The 17,789-nt window shown below is 74.4% G+C and carries 20 protein-coding genes and 1 riboswitch; of the genes, 12 read left to right on the top strand and 8 right to left on the bottom strand.

Annotation, left to right across the window (positions count from 1 at the left end):
- Positions 1–3: 3 nt before the first annotated feature.
- The 6 genes from IE316_RS31395 to IE316_RS31370 form a co-directional block, all read right to left on the bottom strand.
- A complete protein-coding gene (locus IE316_RS31395; RefSeq protein WP_229910637.1) occupies positions 4–759 on the bottom strand; it encodes an urease accessory protein UreD in 756 nt (251 codons plus the stop codon).
- On the bottom strand, positions 756–1,439 hold the full coding sequence (ureG, locus tag IE316_RS31390; RefSeq protein WP_190207915.1) for an urease accessory protein UreG: 684 nt from the start codon (positions 1,437–1,439) through the stop codon (positions 756–758). Before ureG ends, IE316_RS31395 begins: the two co-directional genes overlap by 4 nt.
- Positions 1,440–1,568: 129 nt before the next feature.
- The gene (locus IE316_RS31385) at positions 1,569–2,243 is read right to left on the bottom strand and encodes an urease accessory protein UreF (RefSeq protein ID WP_190207914.1); all 675 of its coding nucleotides are present in this window, start codon (positions 2,241–2,243) and stop codon (positions 1,569–1,571) included.
- A complete protein-coding gene (locus IE316_RS31380; RefSeq protein WP_190207913.1) occupies positions 2,243–3,964 on the bottom strand; it encodes an urease subunit alpha in 1,722 nt (573 codons plus the stop codon). The genes IE316_RS31385 and IE316_RS31380 overlap by 1 nt, the downstream gene beginning before the upstream one ends.
- Positions 3,957–4,268 carry an urease subunit beta gene (locus tag IE316_RS31375; RefSeq protein WP_190207912.1) on the bottom strand — a complete coding sequence of 104 codons (312 nt, stop codon included), beginning with the start codon at positions 4,266–4,268 and terminating at the stop codon, positions 3,957–3,959. Before IE316_RS31375 ends, IE316_RS31380 begins: the two co-directional genes overlap by 8 nt.
- A 12-nt stretch (positions 4,269–4,280) precedes the next feature.
- The gene (locus IE316_RS31370) at positions 4,281–4,583 is read right to left on the bottom strand and encodes an urease subunit gamma (RefSeq protein ID WP_190207911.1); all 303 of its coding nucleotides are present in this window, start codon (positions 4,581–4,583) and stop codon (positions 4,281–4,283) included.
- A 606-nt stretch (positions 4,584–5,189) separates the two neighbouring features.
- A riboswitch (cyclic di-AMP (ydaO/yuaA leader) is annotated at positions 5,190–5,332 on the top strand.
- A 3-nt stretch (positions 5,333–5,335) separates the two neighbouring features.
- Here IE316_RS31370 and IE316_RS31365 point away from each other — a divergent pair.
- Complete coding sequence (locus IE316_RS31365) at positions 5,336–5,809, top strand: C40 family peptidase (RefSeq protein WP_190207910.1); 474 nt, start codon at positions 5,336–5,338, stop codon at positions 5,807–5,809.
- A 97-nt stretch (positions 5,810–5,906) separates the two neighbouring features.
- Complete coding sequence (locus IE316_RS31360; RefSeq protein WP_190207909.1) at positions 5,907–6,608, top strand: DUF6328 family protein; 702 nt, start codon at positions 5,907–5,909, stop codon at positions 6,606–6,608.
- A 22-nt stretch (positions 6,609–6,630) separates the two neighbouring features.
- Here the strand turns inward: IE316_RS31360 and IE316_RS31355 are convergent, their stop codons facing one another.
- Positions 6,631–7,098 carry an ATP-binding protein gene (locus tag IE316_RS31355; protein WP_190207908.1) on the bottom strand — a complete coding sequence of 156 codons (468 nt, stop codon included), beginning with the start codon at positions 7,096–7,098 and terminating at the stop codon, positions 6,631–6,633.
- Positions 7,099–7,315: 217 nt separating this feature from the next.
- Here IE316_RS31355 and IE316_RS31350 point away from each other — a divergent pair, with 217 nt between their 5' ends.
- Both IE316_RS31350 and IE316_RS31345 read left to right on the top strand, forming a co-directional pair.
- A complete protein-coding gene (locus IE316_RS31350; RefSeq protein WP_190207907.1) occupies positions 7,316–8,176 on the top strand; it encodes a helix-turn-helix domain-containing protein in 861 nt (286 codons plus the stop codon).
- Between the two features lie 9 nt (positions 8,177–8,185).
- A complete protein-coding gene (locus IE316_RS31345) occupies positions 8,186–8,413 on the top strand; it encodes a DUF397 domain-containing protein (RefSeq protein WP_190207906.1) in 228 nt (75 codons plus the stop codon).
- A gap of 43 nt (positions 8,414–8,456) precedes the next feature.
- Here the strand turns inward: IE316_RS31345 and IE316_RS31340 are convergent, their stop codons facing one another.
- Positions 8,457–9,584, bottom strand: coding sequence for an 8-amino-7-oxononanoate synthase (locus IE316_RS31340; RefSeq protein WP_190207905.1), 1,128 nt, complete (start codon positions 9,582–9,584; stop codon positions 8,457–8,459).
- Between the two features lie 154 nt (positions 9,585–9,738).
- Between IE316_RS31340 and bioB the strand changes: the two genes are divergently transcribed.
- The 8 genes from bioB (at position 9,739) to IE316_RS31300 (ending at position 17,782) form a co-directional block, all read left to right on the top strand.
- A complete protein-coding gene (gene bioB, locus IE316_RS31335) occupies positions 9,739–10,941 on the top strand; it encodes a biotin synthase BioB (protein ID WP_190207904.1) in 1,203 nt (400 codons plus the stop codon).
- Complete coding sequence (locus IE316_RS31330) at positions 10,934–12,214, top strand: adenosylmethionine--8-amino-7-oxononanoate transaminase (protein WP_190207903.1); 1,281 nt, start codon at positions 10,934–10,936, stop codon at positions 12,212–12,214. Before bioB ends, IE316_RS31330 begins: the two co-directional genes overlap by 8 nt.
- Before the next feature lies 1 nt (position 12,215).
- A complete protein-coding gene (gene bioD / locus IE316_RS31325; RefSeq protein ID WP_190207902.1) occupies positions 12,216–12,932 on the top strand; it encodes a dethiobiotin synthase in 717 nt (238 codons plus the stop codon).
- Positions 12,933–13,056: 124 nt separating this feature from the next.
- On the top strand, positions 13,057–13,947 hold the full coding sequence (locus tag IE316_RS31320; RefSeq protein ID WP_190207901.1) for an LLM class F420-dependent oxidoreductase: 891 nt from the start codon (positions 13,057–13,059) through the stop codon (positions 13,945–13,947).
- 83 nt (positions 13,948–14,030) lie between these two features.
- Positions 14,031–14,453 carry a GNAT family N-acetyltransferase gene (locus tag IE316_RS31315; protein WP_190207900.1) on the top strand — a complete coding sequence of 141 codons (423 nt, stop codon included), beginning with the start codon at positions 14,031–14,033 and terminating at the stop codon, positions 14,451–14,453.
- A 123-nt stretch (positions 14,454–14,576) separates the two neighbouring features.
- Positions 14,577–15,923, top strand: a complete 1,347-nt coding sequence (locus IE316_RS31310; protein WP_190207899.1) for a hemolysin family protein — start codon at positions 14,577–14,579, stop codon at positions 15,921–15,923.
- Positions 15,920–16,933, top strand: coding sequence for a hemolysin family protein (locus tag IE316_RS31305; protein ID WP_190207898.1), 1,014 nt, complete (start codon positions 15,920–15,922; stop codon positions 16,931–16,933). Before IE316_RS31310 ends, IE316_RS31305 begins: the two co-directional genes overlap by 4 nt.
- A 66-nt stretch (positions 16,934–16,999) precedes the next feature.
- Positions 17,000–17,782 carry an SGNH/GDSL hydrolase family protein gene (locus IE316_RS31300; protein ID WP_190207897.1) on the top strand — a complete coding sequence of 261 codons (783 nt, stop codon included), beginning with the start codon at positions 17,000–17,002 and terminating at the stop codon, positions 17,780–17,782.
- Positions 17,783–17,789 lie beyond the last annotated feature (7 nt).

The following is a 17,789-nucleotide window of genomic DNA, read 5'->3' as shown; positions in this document are numbered from 1 at the left end:
GCGTCAGCCCAGCGCCGCCAGCGCCTCGTCCAGCGCCCGGCGCAGTTGCAGGGCGTCCGGGGCGACGGCCGTCAGCAGCACGGCGGGCCCGGCCAGCGGCAGCACCGCGGCGCCCGCCGGGCACACCCGGGCGGCCGGCGGGTGCGGGGCGAACTCCGGACGGACCACGACGATCTGCCCGACGGCGCGGTGTCCTGCCAGGACGGCGGGGCCGTCCCAGCCGCCCGGGGCGCCGGGGCCGCAGGACAGCTCCTGGTCCAGCACACAGCGGCCGGCGATCCGCACGGTGAGGCGGCTGGTGAGCCGGCCCGGTTCCTCCCCGGTCCGGCCGAGCACCTGTTCCTCGCGCAGCACCAGCCGGGCCCTCGCCGCGAGGTCGGCCCGGGTGGTGACGTACAGGTCGCTGCCGCCCGCGGAGATCAACTGCTCGGGCAACCAGCGCAGTTCGCCGCCGTCGGCGACGGTGAGCCGCACGTCGTAGCGGGCCTCGTCCTGGTGCCGGCCGGGCAGGGCGAGGGTGGCCGCCGCGGAGCCGACGCGCAGTCTGGCGCCCTCGGCGACCTCGGTCTCCACCCGGAGGCGGTCGCCGCCGAGCGGTCCGCTCATCGCGCCGACCAGCACGACGGACGCCTCGCCGGCCGTACCCCGGGTCCGCCGGGGCGCCAGGGGGCCCTCGCCGGCCAGCACCGGCAGGGCGGTGCCGCCCCGTCCGTCGGGGCGGGCGTGGATGCGGGCGGTGGCGGTGACGGCGGCCGTCACGCCGGGGCCGTCCAGTCGGCGAGCCGGGCGCGCACCCAGTCGGCCACGTCCCGCACGCCCGTCTCCTCGCGCAGCGACTGGAGGACGACGGGGAGTTCGCCGCGCTGGGCCTTGGCGTCGGCGGCCATCCGGGGCAGGTCGGAGCCGACGTACGGGGCGAGGTCGGTCTTGTTGACGACGAGCAGGTCGGCGGTGGTGACCCCGGGCCCGCCCTTGCGGGGGATGTCGTCCCCGCCGGCCACGTCGATGACGAAGATCTGCGCGTCGACCAGGCCCTTGGAGAAGGTGGCGGTGAGGTTGTCGCCGCCGGACTCGACCAGGATCAGGTCCAGCGGGCCGGCCGTGTCCTCCAGGTCCTCGACGGCCTCCAGGTTGGCGGAGATGTCGTCCCGGATCGCGGTGTGCGGGCAGGCCCCCGTCTCCACGGCGCTGATCCGCTCGGGCGGCAGCACGGCCTCCCGGAGCAGGAACTCGGCGTCCTCGCGGGTGTAGATGTCGTTGGTGACGACCGCCAGGGACAGCTCCTCGCGCAGCGCCCGGCAGAGCGCCGCGACGGTGGCGGTCTTGCCGGAGCCGACGGGCCCCCCGAGCCCGATCCGCAGCGCCCGCCGGGTGCCGTCGGGGCGGCGGGCGTCGGCGCTGAGGGCGACGGGGCCGGAGTGGGTGTGGTCGAGATGCATGGGAACGGCTCCTCAAGGTGGGGGCCCGTCCGGGGCGGGGGGACGGGCGGGGGTGAACGGGGACGGGCCCCGGAAGGCGGGCGGGTCCGGGGGTTCGGGCGGACGGGGGGGGAGGCGGGGATCGCGTCCCTAGGACGCGAACAGCCGCGCGGGCGATGCGGCGTGGGTCTCGGCGAGGATCTCCAGCAGCGGCGCCGACGCGCCGGGCAGCGTCTCGGGCCCCTCGGCGAGGGCCTCCCGCGCCGCCGCCACCGCCCGGTCCACCACCAGGTCGACCTCCGGTGCCAGGCGTGCCAGCACCCCGGTGGCGTCGAGCGGGTCCAGGCTCAGCAGCCGTACCGTCGCCGAGGCCGCCCCGCCGACGCTCTCGTACGCCGAGCAGTACGCCGCGTCCGCCGCCCCGAGCCCCGCCGCGCGGGCCGCGAGTCCGAGGACGACGGGCTGGTGGGCGCCCTTGGGGAAGTCCCGGGCGAGGGCGTCGAGCTCGGCGGACGGCCAGGTCGCCCGCGCGGCCCGCAGCAACTGCCGGCCCAGTCGGCGGGCCGCCCCCCGCAGGGCGGGCGAGGGGGTGCGCGCGTCGGCGGCGGCGTCCAGTCCCGCCGGGTCCATGCCGAGCGCGGCGGACGCGGCGAGGGCGGCCGACACCAGCCCGGTGGTGTGCAGCCGGCCCCGGCAGAACTCCGCCAGCTCCCCGGCGCCGGTGATCCGCCCCGCCCGTACGGCCGCCTCGGCACCACCGGAGTGGGCGTGCCCGCCGGCCGGGAAGCGGCCGTCGGCCAGGACGAGAAGCGCTGCGCGGGACATCAGAAGAGGAAGTAACGCTGGGCCATGGGCAGTTCGGCGGCGGGCGCGGCCTCGATCAGCTCCCCGTCGACGTACACGGCGAAGCTGTCGGGGTCGATGCGCACATCGGGCCGCGCGTCGTTCTCCCGCATGTCGGCCTTGGTGACCCCGCGCGTGGAGTCGATCGCCGCGAACCGCTTGCCGAGCGCCAGCTTCTCCGCCAGGCCGTCCTCCAGGGCCGGGGCGGTGACGAAGTTGACCGAGTTGGCGGCGGGGGCGCGGCCGATCGCCCCGTACATCGGCCGGGGCAGGATCGGCTGCGGGGTCGGGATGGAGGCGTTGGCGTCGCCCATCTGCGCGTACGCGATCTGCCCGCCCTTGATGACCAGCAGCGGCTTGACGCCGAAGAACGCCGGTTCCCACAGCACGAGGTCGGCGAGCTTGCCGGTCTCCACCGAGCCGATCTCGCGGGCCATGCCCTGGGCGAGGGCCGGGTTGATCGTGTACTTGGCGACATAGCGGCGGACGCGGTGGTTGTCGGCGCGGCCGTCGCCGGGCAGCGCGCCGCGCCGCCGCTTCATCACGTGCGCGGTCTGCCAGGTGCGCATGATCACCTCGCCGACCCGGCCCATGGCCTGGGAGTCGGAGGAGATGATCGAGATCGCGCCGAGGTCGTGCAGCACGTCCTCGGCGCCGATGGTGGAGGGCCGGATGCGGGACTCGGCGAAGGCGAGGTCCTCGGGGACGGCCGGGTTGAGGTGGTGGCAGACCATCAGCATGTCGAGGTGCTCCTCGACGGTGTTGACGGTGAACGGCCGGGTCGGGTTGGTGGAGCTGGGCAGCACGTGCGGCTCGGAGACCACGGTCATGATGTCCGGCGCGTGCCCGCCGCCGGCGCCCTCGGTGTGGTAGGCGTGGATGCCTCGGCCGCCGATCGCGGCGAGCGTGTCGCCCACGAAACCGGCCTCGTTGAGGGTGTCGGTGTGGATGGCGACCTGTGCCCCGGTGGCGTCGGCGGCGGTGAGGGCCGCGTCGATGGCGGCGGGCGTCGCGCCCCAGTCCTCGTGGATCTTCAGGCCGACCGCGCCGCCCCGGATCTGGGAGAGCAGCGCCTCCTGGGAGACGGTGTTGCCCTTGCCGAGCAGGCCGACGTTGACGGGGTACGCCTCCATCGCCTCCAGCATCCGGGCCAGGTGCCAGGGCCCGGGGGTGACCGTGGTCGCCTTGGAGCCCTCGGCCGGTCCGGTGCCGCCGCCGACCAGGGTGGTGATGCCGGACGCGAGCGCCTCGTCGGCGACCTGCGGGCAGATGAAGTGCACGTGCGCGTCGACGGCACCGGCGGTCAGGATCCGCCCGTTGCCGGCGATGACCTCGGTCTCGGGGCCGATGACGAGGTCGGTGTGGACGCCGTCCATGGTGTCGGGGTTGCCGGCCTTGCCGATGCCGGTGATCCGGCCGTCGCGGATGCCGATGTCGGCCTTGACGACGCCCCAGTGGTCGACGACGACCACGCCGGTGATGACGGTGTCGGGGGTGCCGTCGGCGCGGGTGGCCCGGGACTGGCCCATGGACTCGCGGACGACCTTGCCGCCGCCGAACACGGCCTCCTCGCCGGAGCGGCCGGGGCCGCCGCAGCGGTCCTCCTCGATCTCGATCAGCAGATCGGTGTCGGCGAGCCGGATGCGGTCGCCGGTGGTGGGGCCGAACAGGTCGGCGTAGGCGGCGCGGGAGATCTCAGGCATCGAGGGCACCTCCGGTCTCCCCGCGCAGTCCGGGCACGATCCGGGCGCCCGCGAGGGGGACGAGTCCGACGTCGACGGGGATGCCGGGCTCGAACCGCACGGCGGTGCCGGCGGGGATGTCGAGCCGCTTGCCGCGCGCGGCGGCGCGGTCGAAGTCCAGGCCGGGGTTGGCCTCGGCGAAGTGGTAGTGGGAGCCGACCTGGACCGGCCGGTCGGCGGCGTTGAGGACGGTCAGCCGGGTGACCTCGCGGCCCTCGTTGTAGACGATCGGCCCGTCGGCGAAGAGGATCTCTCCGGGAATCACGGCGCTCCCCCGTCAGGCGATCGGGTCGTGGACGGTGACGAGCTTGGTGCCGTCCGGGAAGGTGGCCTCGACCTGGACGTCGTGGATCATCTCCGGGATGCCGTCCATGACGTCGTCACGGGTGAGCAGCCGCCGTCCGGAGGCCATGAGTTCGGCGACGGTGCGGCCGTCCCGGGCGCCTTCCAGGACGTGCGAGGTGATGAGGGCGACGGCCTCGGGGTGGTTGAGCTTCACCCCGCGGGCCCGGCGCTTCTCGGCGACGTCGGCCGCCACATGGATGAGCAGCCGCTCTTGCTCGTGCGGGGTCAGTTGCACGTCCCACCTCACAGTCCTCGGTCCGGGCCGGCGGGGTCCGGCCGCCGCGCGGCCACGGGGAAGTCGTCGCAGGTGGCCGGGTCCGCAGGCTAGTTGCGCCGCGTTTCGCTCACGTTAACCCCGAGATGATCAAGGTCGGCCGCCCCCGGCCACTTCTTGAGCCTCCTTTTGCCAGCGGCTGACCCGGAGCCGCCCGGCCGTCGGCGCGGCTTTCGTGCGGGCCGCCGCCGGGTGTCCGGATCGGGACGGGCAAGGGCCGAACGGGGTACCGCCTTTCGGCGTACGGTCCCGTCGTTCTCCGGGCCCGGCCGGCTTGCGCGACGCGCCCGCCGCACCGGCGTCACGAGGGGCTCCGCCGCTGGTCCGGGGAGCCCCGGCCGCCGCGCCGCGGGGTCGGACACAGGGGCGTCCACCCGAACGGGCGAGTGGTGAGTAACAACACAAATCCCCGATTCCATTGGGTATTTCGGACGTGAGTACGCCAAGATCCCTGACTGACGACAAGACCCCGCCGCAGCGGCGGGGCGATCCGGGCGGACGCCGAGTCCTGCCGCCGCCCGGATGACCGGTCGACAGGAGTGGATCGGCAGGAGTGGAGGACCCGAGCAAGACGGGTCGCCGGTACGGCCGTCTCCGTGGGAGGCGCCGGGCCGAGCAGCCCTTGGGGTGAAGCCGCACTCGTGCGGCCGGGCAACTTCGCCAGCCCGAATCCGACAGGTCATCCTTCACAGGCGGCTGACGAAGGGTTGCGCATGACTGCGCTCAATCGTGTCCCGTCGCTCATGGCCCGAGCCGGTACGGCCTCGGCCCTCACCATCGCCGCCGTGGGCGGCTCGATCGCGGTCCCCGGCCTCGCCTCCGAGGCCGCCGCGGCCACCCCGGCGACGAAGGCGCTGAAGATCGCGGCCTCCAAGAAGGGCGCCCCGTACCGCTACGGGGCCACCGGGCCGTCCCGGTTCGACTGCTCCGGGCTGACGCTGTACTCGTTCAAGAAGGCCGGCAAGAAGCTGCCGCGCACGGCGGCCCAGCAGTACAACAAGACCCGGCACATCTCCGCCGGCAGCCGCAAGGCCGGGGACCTGGTGTTCTTCCACTCGGGCCGGAGCGTCTACCACGTGGGCATCTACGCCGGTAAGGGCAAGATCTGGCACGCCCCGAAGACGGGGGACGTGGTGCGCCTGCAGAAGATCTGGACCAAGAGCGTCTGGTACGGCCGGGTCAAGTAGACCCGGACGGGCCCGTACGGCCGGGGACGCCCGCGTACGGGCCCGCAGGGGGCCGCTCGGGAGCTTGACACGCGCCCGAGCGGTTACCCGTTCGAACATGGCCGACCACCGTCCCTGCACCGCCCGCAACGAGACCCCGCTCCAGCGCGCCGACCGCAACTTCGGGGAACTGCTCCAGGAACTGCGGGTCACCCAGACCGGGGTGCAGATCCTCTTCGCGTTCCTGCTGTCGCTGGCCTTCACCTCGCGCTTCCCGGAGCTCGACACGTTCCAGCGGACCGTCTACGTCGCGACGCTGCTGCTGGCGGTGCTGGCCGCGACGCTGTTCACCGCGCCGGCCGCGCTGCACCGCTCGCTGTTCCAGCAGGGCGCCAAGCCCCGCATCGTGCAGGTCTCCTCACGGCTCGCCACGGCCGGTCTGGGCGTGCTGGTCCTCGCGTTCACCGGGTCGGTGCTGCTCGTGGTGGACGTGACCACCGGCCGGGCCGGCGGTCTGGCCGCCGGGACGGCGACGCTGCTGGTCTGCCTGGGGCTGTGGGGGCTGCTGCCCCGGCTGGTGCGCCGCGCCGGGCTCTCCGCCGCCGCCCCCGGCACCGGGACCGCGTCGACGGCGGCCCCGGGGGCGGACGCGGACGTGGACGCGACCTCGAACACTTCCTCGAACGCACCCTCGGCGGCGTCCTCCTACACCGCCACGCGGGTCGCCGCCCGGACCCCGCGCCGGGTCCCGGCGCCCGCCCGCCGTGCCCCGTCCGGCCGGTCGCCGTCCCGCCGCACGCCGGCCGCCCGGCGGCGCTGACCCCGGGGGGGCGGCCCGCCGCTCAGGCCCGCCGGTGGTTCCCGTGGCACCGCGCCGGGACCGGGGCCGCCGGGAGGGACCAGGGCAGTTCGACCGAGACCGTCTTGCCGCCCTCGCGGGTGGGGCGGACCCGGAGCCGGCCCCCGTACTCCGCGGTGAGGCAGCGGATGATGACCAGTCCCCGCCCGTTGTCCTGCTGGACGGCCGCCGGGAGGCGCCTGGGCAGGCGGGGGTGGCTGTCCGTGACGCCGATGCGCAGCCGTTCGTCACGGACCAGCGCGAGGTCGACCGTGAAGGTCGGTGACTGCCCGAGGGTGTGCTGCACCACGTTGGTCGCCAGTTCCGAGACGATCAGCCGGGCCGTGTCGGACACCTCGGTGTCGGCCGACATGCCCCACTCCGCCAGCGTGCCCACCACGTACGTCCGGGCGGCCGCGACCGAGGCGGGATCGCTCGGCAGAGTGACGGATGCTTCCAAGTGGTCTGCCATGGCGACGTCGTCCCTTTCCGACGGGACCGCGGTCCGACACAGAGCGGATGGTTCGAGTACGGTCCCGGACTGGTGCTTCTTCGCCAGAGTGCCATCACCGAGCCGGTGACGGGTGGCGATCCACCAAGATATGCATATATCTGTCGCTCGAAGCGGTGAACTCTACGACGGGAGACCGTTTTTGGGCGACTCATAAGGAGTAGAGGAGTGGGGGCCCATGCAGCACGGTCCGGTGGTGCGACGCCGCAAGCTGGGTGCCGAATTGCGCGCCCTGCGCGCGACGGCGGGCATCACCAGCGGTGAGGCGGCCCGGCTGGTGGGCTGGCACCAGTCGAAGGTCAGCCGGATCGAGACCGGAACGAGCGGCGCCAAACCGGCCGATGTACGGCTACTGCTGGACGCCTACGGTGTGACCGATCCCCAACTGCGCGAGCTGCTGCTGGTGCTGGCGGGCTCGGAGGACCGCGGGGACCGGCAGCACTGGTCGCACGCCTACCGCGGCGTGCTGCCGCCGACGTACCGGGACTTCATCAGCCTGGAGTCCCAGGCGAGCGCGATGCGCACCCTGGAGACCACCGTCGTCCCCGGGCTGCTCCAGACCGCCGAGTACGCCCGGGAGGTCACCCGGGCCGCCGTGGACGGGCTCTCCGAGCAGCAACTGGACGCGCTGGTGGAGGTGCGGCTGGCCCGGCAGGACGTGCTGAACTCCGGGACCCCGCTGCGGCTGAGCGCCGTCCTGGACGAGGCCGTGCTGCGCCGGGAAGTGGGCGGCCCCGAGGTCATGAGCTGCCAGCTCCGGCGGCTGATCCAGGCGGGGCGACTGCCCCATGTGCGCCTCCAGGTCCTGCCGTTCGGCGCCGGGGCGCATATCGGTGTCACCGGCTCTTTCGTCATTTTCTCATTTTCGAGCACATCCGATCTTGACGTGGTTGTTCTCGACCACTTGACGAGTAGCCTCTATCTGGAACGGAAAGAAGACCTGGAGGCTTATACCGAAGCCTTCGACGCCCTTCAGCATCACGCGCTTTCGCCCGACGACACGCTGGAACTCATCGCCGCGACAGCGGCCGGCGCGTAAGGAGGCACCATGTCCGCACTGCCCCGGCACGTTTCCCCTGCCCGATTACCCGAGGTGCGGTGGCTGCGCAGCAGTTACAGCACCGGAGCGAACAACTGCGTGGAGACGGCTCGTCCGTCGGCCGGCCCCTGGGCCGGACTCGTCGCCGTCCGGGACTCCAAGGACCCGGCGGGGCCCGCGCTGCTCTTCTCCCCCGCTAGCTGGACCCGCTTCGCCGACCGGATCGATCGCCTGTAGGAGGCGTCCGGCATCGCGCGACGCACGGCCGTGCCACGCCGACTCATGGCCGCGTCTCGCCGATCAACCGCACAGCGCGATCCACCTGTTCCCCGGAGAGGTCCGCCCGGGCGGTCAGCCTGAGCCGTGAGATGCCGTCGGGCACGGAGGGAGGACGGAAGCAGCCCACGCTCAGGCCGGCCGCACGGCAGTCGGCCGCCCAGCGCACGGCCCCCTCCGGGGACGGGGCACGCACCGAGACCACCGCGGCGTCCGGCCGGACCGCGTCCAGCCCCGCGGTGGTCAGTTCCGTATACAGCCGGCCGGCCACCGACCGGGCCCGCGCCGCCCGCTCCGGTTCACGGCGCAGTAGTTGCAGGGCCGCCAGGGCCGCGCCCGCCGCCGCGGGGGCGAGGCCGGTGTCGAACATGAACGTCCGGGCGGTGTTGACCAGGTGGTCGATCACCCGGGCGGGCCCGAGGACGGCGCCGCCCTGGCTGCCCAGCGACTTGGAGAGGGTGACCGTCACCACCACGTCCTCGGCGTCCGCGAGTCCCGCCGCGTACGCGCTGCCCCGGCCGCCGTCGCCCAGTACCCCCAGGCCGTGGGCGTCGTCGAGGATCAGCCCGGCGCCGCGCTCCCGGCAGGCGGCGGCGAGGCCGGGCAGCGGGGCGGCGTCGCCGTCGACGGAGAAGACCGCGTCGGACACCACGACGGCCGTCCCCCCGTGCGCCGCCAGTGCCTTGCGCACGGCGTCCGGGTCGGCGTGCGCCACCACCTGCTTGGCGCCGCGGGCCAGCCGGCAGCCGTCGATGAGGGAGGCGTGGTTGCCGGCGTCGGAGACGATCAGCGCGCCGTGCGGGGCGAGGGCGGTGACCGCGGCGAGGTTGGCCGCGTAGCCGGAGGAGAGCACGAGGGCGGCCTCGAAGCCGCAGAAGCCGGCCAGTTCGCGCTCGAGATCGGTGTGCAGCGTGGTGGTGCCGGTGACCAGCCGGGAGCCGGTCGCGCCGCCGCCCCAGGTCCGGGCCGCCCGGACCGCGCCCTCGGTCACCTCGGGGTGCCGGGCCAGGCCCAGGTAGTCGTTGCTCGCCAGGTCCAGCAGCGGGCAGTCGGCCCGGCGGGGCCGCAGGGTCCGGGCGAGTCCGGCCCGGTACCGCGAGGCCGCCCGCTCGTCGATCCAGCCGAACGCCATGGGAGTCCTCCCGGACGGGAATTTTGTAGGCAGTGCACAGACATTAGCGGTCCGGCGCCCCGGGCACAGTGTGGCCGTACCCACACACCGAACCCTCTTCGTTGTATGAAGTCTCCTTGGCCCGGGGCCGTCCGGTAGGACAGGATCGGCTCCCATGGACCTGCTGAACACGCTGGTGGACAAGGGACTTCGGCGCGAGCCGCCAACCCGCGAGGAGGCGCTGGCCGTCCTCGCGACCTCCGACGACGATCTGCTCGACGTGGTGGCCGCGGCCGGAAAGGTGCGCCGGCACTGGTTCGGGCGACGGGTGAAGCTCAACTATCTCGTCAACCTCAAGTCCGGGCTCTGCCCCGAGGACTGCTCCTACTGCTCGCAGCGGCTCGGCTCCACGGCCGAGATCCTCAAGTACACCTGGCTCAAGCCCGATCAGGCGTCCGAGGCCGCCGCGGCGGGCGTGGCCGGGGGCGCCAAGCGGGTGTGCCTGGTGGCCAGCGGCCGGGGCCCGACCGACCGGGACGTGGACCGCGTCTCCGAGACCATCAGGGCGATCAAGGAGCGCACCGGGGACGTGGAGGTCTGCGCCTGCCTCGGACTGCTCTCGGACGGCCAGGCGGAACGGCTGCGCGAGGCCGGGGCGGACGCCTACAACCACAACCTCAACACCTCCGAGGCCACGTACGGGGAGATCACCACCACGCACACGTACGCCGATCGGGTGGACACGGTGCGCAAGGCGCACGCGGCCGGGCTGTCGGCGTGCTCGGGGCTGATCGCCGGGATGGGCGAGAGCGACGAGGACCTGGTCGACGTGGTGTTCTCGCTGCGCGCGCTGGACCCGGACTCGGTGCCGGTGAACTTCCTGATCCCGATGGAGGGCACGCCGCTGGAGAAGGAGTGGCACCTCACCCCGCAGCGGTGCCTGCGCATCCTGGCGATGACGCGGTTCGTCTGCCCGGACGTGGAGGTGCGCATCGCGGGCGGCCGGGAGGTCCATCTGCGCACGCTGCAGCCGCTGGCGCTGCACCTGGCCAACTCGATCTTCCTCGGCGACTACCTCACCAGTGAGGGCCAGGCCGGGAAGGCGGACCTGGAGATGATCGCGGACGCCGGGTTCGAGGTGGAGGGCACCGACCAGGTGACGCTGCCGGAGCACCGGGCGGGCGAGCGCGGCGGGTGCGGCGCGGACCGTGCCGGTCGCGCGGGCTGCGCGACCGGTGCGGACGGTACCGGGTGTGCGGGCGGTACGGACGAGGCGGCCGGTGCGGGTGCCGCCGCTCCGGGCCCGGGGCGGCCGCGGACCGACCTGGTCGCCGTGCGCCGCCGGGGTGCCGGGACGGACCTCGCGCCCAATGCCTGACCTGAGCGTGCCGGAGCTGCTGGAGCTGGACCGGCGGCACGTCTGGCATCCGTACGGGCCCATGCCCGGCCGCCAGGACCCGCTCGTCGTCGCCTCGGCGAGCGGGGTCCGGCTGCGCCTGGCGGACGGCGGCGGCGAACTGGTCGACGGCATGTCGTCCTGGTGGTCGGCGATCCACGGCTACAACCACCCGGTGCTGAACGAGGCCGTGCGCGAGCAGACGGCACGGATGAGCCACGTGATGTTCGGCGGGCTCACCCACGAACCCGCCGTACGCCTGGCGAAGCTCCTTGTCGACATGTCGCCGCAGGGCCTGGAGCACGTCTTCCTCGCCGACTCCGGGTCGGTCTCCGTCGAGGTCGCCCTCAAGATGTGCCTCCAGTACTGGCGTTCGCTCGGCCGGCCCGGCAAGCGGCGGCTGCTGACCTGGCGCGGCGGCTACCACGGCGACACCTGGCACCCGATGTCGGTGTGCGACCCGGAGGGCGGGATGCACGGCCTGTGGAGCGGGGCGCTGCCGCGTCAGGTGTTCGCGGACGCGCCCCCGGCCGGATACGAGGAGGCGTACGCGGAGCATCTGCGGGCCCTGGTCGGGCGGCACGCCGACGAGCTGGCCGCGGTGATCGTGGAGCCGGTGGTGCAGGGAGCGGGCGGGATGCGGTTCCACTCCCCCGCGTATCTGCGGGTGCTGCGCGAGGCGTGCGACGCCCATGACGTGCTGCTGGTGTTCGACGAGATCGCGACCGGGTTCGGGCGGACGGGTGCGCTGTTCGCGGCCGAGCACGCGGCGGTCACGCCGGATGTGATGTGCGTGGGCAAGGCGCTGACCGGCGGCTATCTGACGATGGCGGCGACGCTGTGCACGTCCCGGGTGGCCGAGGGGATCTCCCGGGGCGAGGTGCCGGTGCTGGCGCACGGGCCGACGTTCATGGCCAATCCGCTGGCGGCGGCCGTGGCGTGCGCGTCGATCGGGCTGCTGCTCGGCCAGGACTGGCGGGCCGAGGTGAAACGGATCGAGGCGGGGCTGCGGGACGGGCTGGCGCCCGCCGCCGGGCTCCCGGGCGTACGGGACGTACGGGTGCTCGGCGCCATCGGGGTGGTGCAGCTCGACCACCCCGTCGACCTGCGGGCGGCGACGGCCGCGGCGGTACGCGAGGGCGTGTGGCTGCGGCCGTTCCGCGATCTGGTCTACACCATGCCGCCGTACGTCACCGGGGACACGGACGTGGCGCGGATCGGGCGCGCGGTGTGCGCCGCGGCGCGGGAGGGATGACATGACGGTCGTGGTGATCACGGGGACGGGCACCGAGGTCGGCAAGACGGTGGTGACCGCCGCCGTCGCGGCGAGCGCGCTGGCGGCCGGCCGGTCGGTGGCCGTGCTGAAGGCCGCGCAGACCGGGGTGGCGCCGGACGAGCCCGGGGACGCCCAGGAGGTCGCGCGGCTCGCGGGCGCGGTGACGGCCGTGGAGGTCGACCGCTATCCGGAGCCGCTGGCGCCGGCCACGGCCGCACGGCGGGCCGGGCGGGCGCCGGTACGCCCGGACCAGGTGGCGGAGACCGCGGCCAAACTGGCCACCGAGCACGACCTGGTCCTGGTCGAGGGCGCGGGCGGGCTGCTCGTACGGTACGACGCGGCGGGCGGCACCCTGGCCGACGCCGCCGCGCTGCTCCGGGCGCCGGTGCTGGTGGTGGCGGCGGCGGGGCTGGGCACGCTGAACACCACGGAGCTGACGGCGCGTGAACTCGCTGCCCGGGGGATCGAGCTGCTCGGTGTGGTGATCGGGAGCTGGCCCGAGCGTCCGGACCTGGCCGCCCGCTGCAATGTGGCCGACCTGCCGGACGTGGCCGGTGCCCCGCTGCTCGGCGCGCTGCCCGCCGGGGCGTCCGGCCTCGCCCCGGCCGCCTTCCGGGCCACGGCCCCGCGGTGGCTCGCCCCGCGCCTGCACGGCACCTGGGACGCGGAGACGTTCACGGTCCGCCAGTCGCCGTGAGGGGCTGGGCGTCCGGGACACGGGGGCCGGGCGGGCCCGTCGGCGAATACGCTGGCGGGCCTCCCGGCCGGGTGATGGAATCGCGGACGGCAACCCAACTGGCGTGCTCGCGAAGGGAGTCCGCATGTCCCGTCCGTTCCGCTTCGGCGTGAACCTGACCGTCCCCGCGCCCCTGGAGGAGTGGCAGGCCAAGTGCCGCCGGGCCGAGGAACTGGGCTACGACGTGATCCTGGTCCCCGACCACCTCGGCATGGTCGCCCCGTTCCCGGCGCTGGTCGCGGCGGCCGGGGTGACCGAGCGGGTCCGGCTGGGCACGTTCGTGCTCAACGCCGCCTTCTGGAACCCGGCGCTGCTGGCCCGCGAGGTCGCCACGACCGACGCGCTGACCGGCGGACGGCTGGAGGTGGGGCTCGGCACCGGGTACGTGGCGGCCGAGCACACCGCGGCGGGGCTGCCGTTCGGATCGCCGGGCGAGCGGGTGGACCGGCTGCGGCGCACGGTCGAGGAACTGCGCGAGCTGCTGGACTCCCCCGAGCACCGGCCGCGGCCCGCGCAGGAACCCCGGGTGCCGCTGATGATCGGCGGCAACGGCGACCGGGTGCTGCGGCTGGCCGCCGAGCACGCCGACATCGCGGCCTTCACCGGCGCCCGCTCGGTGCCGGGCAGCACCACCGGGCAGTTGGTGCCGATCTCCGCCGGGGAACTGGACGAACGGGTCGCCCGGTACCGGGAGCTGGCCGCCGGCCGCGCGGAGGAGGCGGAGCTCAATCTGCTCATCCAGATGGTGGCCGTCACCGACGACCGCGAGGCCGTCGCCCGGCCGCTGACCGAGCAGCTCCCCGGCTCCACCGTGGAGCAGATCCTCGACCTGCCGCTGCTGCTCGCCGGACCGCTGGACCGGATCGTCGACCAGGTGCTGGCCCAGCGCGAGCGGTACGGGTTCTCGTACCTGACCGTGCTGGAGCCGTCCATGGAGGCGTTCGCGCCGGTGCTGGCCGAGCTGCGCGGCCGGTGAGCCGGCCGGGCCGCCCGGCCGGCGGGCCGTCCGGATCGCGGAATTCCGGTGCCGTCCGGCGGCGGGTGTGGTGAGGTCGCCGCATGACCGACCTGCGGATACGGGCCGCGACGCCCGACGACCTGGACGATGTGCTGGCCTTCTGGAAGGTGGCCGCCGAGGGCACGAGCATCAGCGACGACCGGAGCGGGGTGGAGCACCTGGTCGCCCGCGACCCCGGGGCGCTGCTCCTCGGGGAGCGGGACGGCACGCTGGTCGGCACGGTGATCGCCGGGTTCGACGGCTGGCGCTGCCATCTGTACCGGCTCGCGGTCCATCCGGACCACCGGCGCCGGGGCATCGCCTCGGCGCTGCTCGCCGCCGCCGAGGAACGGTTCGTGGCGCTCGGCGGGCGGCGCGGCGACGCGATGGTGCTGGTCCGCAACGAGCGGGCGCAGCACGCCTGGCGGGCCGCCGGGTACCGGCCCGAGGAACGGTGGCGGCGCTGGGTGAAGCACCTCACCTGACCGTTCTTTGCCGATCGTTTACCCGGCGCGGGCGACTTGGCGGACCATGACCGGTGAACCGCACGGCATGCGACGACGCGCGTACCGCCCCGTCCTGGCCGATCATGGGACGGAGGTGACCCGATGACCGAAGTGCTCCTGCTGCTGGTGGCCGTCCTGCTCTCGCTGGCCTGCGGCGCCTTCGTCGCGGCCGAGTTCTCCCTGACCACCGTCGAACGCGGTGAGCTGGAGCGGGCCGCGGCGCGCGGGGAGCGCGGGGCGGCCGGCGCCCTGAAGGCCGTACGCAACCTGACGTTCCAGCTCTCCGGGGCGCAGCTCGGCATCACGGTCACCAACCTGGTGGTCGGCATGCTGGCCGAGCCCTCGGTCGCCGCGCTGCTCGCGGGCCCGCTGCGGGCCCTCGGCGCGTCCCCGTCGACGGCCTCCTCGATCGCGCTGGTGCTGGGCACCGCCCTGTCGACGGTGGTGCTGATGGTGGTCGGCGAGCTGGTGCCGAAGAACTGGGCGATCTCCTCGCCGCTCGCGGTGGCCCGGCGGGTGGCCACGCCCCAGCGCTGGTTCAGCGCCGCCTTCCGGCCCTTCATCACCCATCTCAACAACACGGCCAACCGTGTGGTGCGCCGGCTCGGCGTGGAGCCCGCCGAGGAGCTGGCCTCCGCGCGGGGGCCGCAGGAGCTGGCGGCGCTGGCCCGGCACTCCGCCAAGGAGGGCGCCCTGGAGGCGGACACCGCCGAGCTGTTCGTCCGGACGCTGAACCTGGCCGACCTGACCGCGGAGAACGTGATGACCCCGCGCGTGCAGGTGATCGCCCTGGAGTCCCGGGCGACCTGCGAGGACGTGGCGAACGCGACCCGGGCGACCGGGCTGTCCCGGTTCCCCGTCTACCGGGACAGCCTGGACGCGGTGGTGGGCACCGCGCACATCAAGGACGTCCTGGCCGTGCCCGCCGGGCGCCGGCCGCACGTCCCCGTCGCCGATCTGATGCGCGAGCCGCTGCTGGTGCCGGCCACGCTCACCGTCGACCGGCTGCTGGACCGGCTCTCCGGGCGGCGCACCATGGCCGTGGTGATCGACGAGTACGGCGGGACGGCGGGCGTGGCCACGCTGGAGGACATCGTGGAGGAGGTGGTCGGCGAGGTCCGCGACGAGCACGACCCGCACGAGACGCCCGAGCTGGCCCCGGCCGGCACCGACGAGCTGGGCCGCGCCCTGTACCGGGCGGACGGCTCGGCCCGGCTGGACCGGCTCGCGCGCCTCGGGCTGCGGGCGCCGGAGGGGCCGTACGAGACGCTGGCGGGGCTGGTCGCGGCGGGGCTGGGCCGGATCCCGGAGGCCGGTGACATCGTCCGGGTGGCGGGCTGGCGGCTGGACGTCGTGGACGCCACCGGCCACCGGGCCGCCCGGGTGCTGCTGCACGCCCCGCTGGACGACCGGCGGCCCGCCGCCGGGGACGAGGAGGCCGGGCGGTGACCGCCGTACAACTGCTGATCGGCCTGCTGACGCTGGTCGTCAACGCCTTCTTCGTGGGCGCCGAGTTCGCGCTGATCTCGGTCCGCCGCAGCCAGGTCGAGCCGTACGCCGACGAGGGCGACCGGCGGGCGCGGAGCGTGCTGTGGGGGCTGGAGCACGTCTCCGCGCTGCTGGCCGCCGCCCAGTTGGGCATCACGCTGTGCACCCTGGTGCTGGGCATCGTCGCCGAACCGGCCATCGCGCACCTGCTGGAGCCGGTCTTCCACGCGGTGGGCGTGCCGTCCGGCGCGGGCCACGCGGTCTCCTTCGTGATCGCGCTGACCCTGGCCACGTATCTGCACATGCTGCTGGGCGAGATGGTGCCGAAGAACATCGCGCTGGCCGAGCCGGTGCGCAGCGCGCTGCTGCTCGGGCCGCCGCTGGTGGCGCTGTCGCGGGCGCTGCGCCCGGTGATCTTCACGGTGAACGCCGTCGCCAACGCCCTGCTGAAGCTGCTCCGGGTGGAGGCGAAGAACGAGGTGGCGGCGACGTTCACCGACGCGGAGCTGGCCGAGATCGTCAAGGACGCCGGGGAAGCCGGGCTCATCGACGACCGCGCCCAGGAGCGGCTGCACGACGCCCTGGAGCTGGGGCGGCGGCCGGTGCGGGACGTGGTGCTGCCGCTGGAACGCGTGGTGCACGCGCGCGTGGGCATCACCCCGGAGCAGTTGGAGCGGCTCTCCGCCGAGTCCGGGTTCTCCCGGTTCCCGGTGGTGGACGACGGGCGGCGGATCGTCGGCTACCTCCATGTGAAGGACGCCCTGGACGCCTCGCCGCGCGAGGCGCCGTTCACCCTGCGGGACATGCGGCCGATCGCCCGGGTGCGGGAGGGCACACCGCTCGACGACGTGCTGACCGCGATGCGCCGGAGCCGCACCCACGTGGCCGCCGTGCTCGGCGCGGACGGCAGGCTGGCGGGGCTGGTGACCATGGAGGACGTGCTGCGGGAGCTGTTCGGCCGGCTGCCCTGACCCGGCGGCCGGGTCACCGACCGGCTGGTATGCGATCGGGTGCCCCGGGATACCATCGCTGTCGCCATGCAGAAGAACCCCACGTACACCAGCCTGGTCGCGGTCGGCGACTCCTTCACCGAGGGCATGTCGGACCTGCTGCCCGACGGCTCCTACCGGGGCTGGGCGGATCTGCTCGCCGCCCGGATGGCCGCCCGCACCCCCGGATTCCGGTACGCCAACCTCGCCGTGCGCGGCAAGCTGATCGGGCAGATCGTCGACGAGCAGGTGGACGTGGCCGCGGCGCTGGGCGCGGACGTGATCACCCTGGTCGGCGGGCTCAACGACACCCTGCGGCCCAAGTGCGACATGGGCCGGGTGCGCGGTCTGCTCACCGAGGCGGTGGAGCGGCTGGCCCCGAACTGCAAGCAACTGGTGCTGATGCGCAGCCCCGGCCGCCGGGGCCCGGTCCTGGAGCGGTTCCGGCCCCGCATGGAGGCGCTGTTCGCCTGCATCGACGACCTCGCCGCCCGGCACGGCGCCGTCGTCGTCGACCTGTACGGGGCGCCCGCGCTGGCCGATCCGCGGCTGTGGGACGTGGACCGGCTGCACCTGACCGCCGAGGGGCACCGGCGGGTCGCCGAGGCGGTGTGGCAGACGCTCGGGTACGAGGCCGAGGACCCGGAGTGGCACGTCCCGCTGCCGACCGCGCTGCCGCCGGGCTGGGTGCTGCGCCGGGCCGCCGACCTCCAGTTCGCCCGGCAGCACCTGCTGCCCTGGATCGGCCGCCGGCTGACCGGCCGCTCCTCCGGCGACGGCCGCCCGCCCAAGCGGCCGGAGCTGCTGCCCTACGACGGCCCCCTGGGGTGATCCCGGC

The sequence above is a fragment of the Streptomyces fumanus genome (genome assembly GCF_014655295.1).
Classification (GTDB): domain Bacteria; phylum Actinomycetota; class Actinomycetes; order Streptomycetales; family Streptomycetaceae; genus Streptomyces; species Streptomyces fumanus.
This window is presented reverse-complemented; position numbering and strand designations above follow the sequence as displayed.

What these genes read in the sequence shown, in the direction of transcription:
- IE316_RS31350 (WP_190207907.1), top strand. Translation starts at nt 7,316, where the DNA reads ATGCAGCACGGTCCGGTGGTGCGACGCCGCAAGCTGGGTGCCGAATTG.
- IE316_RS31345 (WP_190207906.1), top strand. Translation starts at nt 8,186, where the DNA reads ATGTCCGCACTGCCCCGGCACGTTTCCCCTGCCCGATTACCCGAGGTG.
- IE316_RS31355 (WP_190207908.1), bottom strand. Translation starts at nt 7,098, where the DNA reads ATGGCAGACCACTTGGAAGCATCCGTCACTCTGCCGAGCGATCCCGCC.
- bioD (WP_190207902.1), top strand. Translation starts at nt 12,216, where the DNA reads ATGACGGTCGTGGTGATCACGGGGACGGGCACCGAGGTCGGCAAGACG.
- IE316_RS31310 (WP_190207899.1), top strand. Translation starts at nt 14,577, where the DNA reads ATGACCGAAGTGCTCCTGCTGCTGGTGGCCGTCCTGCTCTCGCTGGCC.
- IE316_RS31330 (WP_190207903.1), top strand. Translation starts at nt 10,934, where the DNA reads ATGCCTGACCTGAGCGTGCCGGAGCTGCTGGAGCTGGACCGGCGGCAC.
- IE316_RS31340 (WP_190207905.1), bottom strand. Translation starts at nt 9,584, where the DNA reads ATGGCGTTCGGCTGGATCGACGAGCGGGCGGCCTCGCGGTACCGGGCC.
- IE316_RS31380 (WP_190207913.1), bottom strand. Translation starts at nt 3,964, where the DNA reads ATGCCTGAGATCTCCCGCGCCGCCTACGCCGACCTGTTCGGCCCCACC.
- IE316_RS31300 (WP_190207897.1), top strand. Translation starts at nt 17,000, where the DNA reads ATGCAGAAGAACCCCACGTACACCAGCCTGGTCGCGGTCGGCGACTCC.
- IE316_RS31385 (WP_190207914.1), bottom strand. Translation starts at nt 2,243, where the DNA reads ATGTCCCGCGCAGCGCTTCTCGTCCTGGCCGACGGCCGCTTCCCGGCC.
- IE316_RS31315 (WP_190207900.1), top strand. Translation starts at nt 14,031, where the DNA reads ATGACCGACCTGCGGATACGGGCCGCGACGCCCGACGACCTGGACGAT.
- ureG (WP_190207915.1), bottom strand. Translation starts at nt 1,439, where the DNA reads ATGCATCTCGACCACACCCACTCCGGCCCCGTCGCCCTCAGCGCCGAC.
- IE316_RS31365 (WP_190207910.1), top strand. Translation starts at nt 5,336, where the DNA reads ATGACTGCGCTCAATCGTGTCCCGTCGCTCATGGCCCGAGCCGGTACG.
- IE316_RS31320 (WP_190207901.1), top strand. Translation starts at nt 13,057, where the DNA reads ATGTCCCGTCCGTTCCGCTTCGGCGTGAACCTGACCGTCCCCGCGCCC.
- IE316_RS31360 (WP_190207909.1), top strand. Translation starts at nt 5,907, where the DNA reads ATGGCCGACCACCGTCCCTGCACCGCCCGCAACGAGACCCCGCTCCAG.
- bioB (WP_190207904.1), top strand. Translation starts at nt 9,739, where the DNA reads ATGGACCTGCTGAACACGCTGGTGGACAAGGGACTTCGGCGCGAGCCG.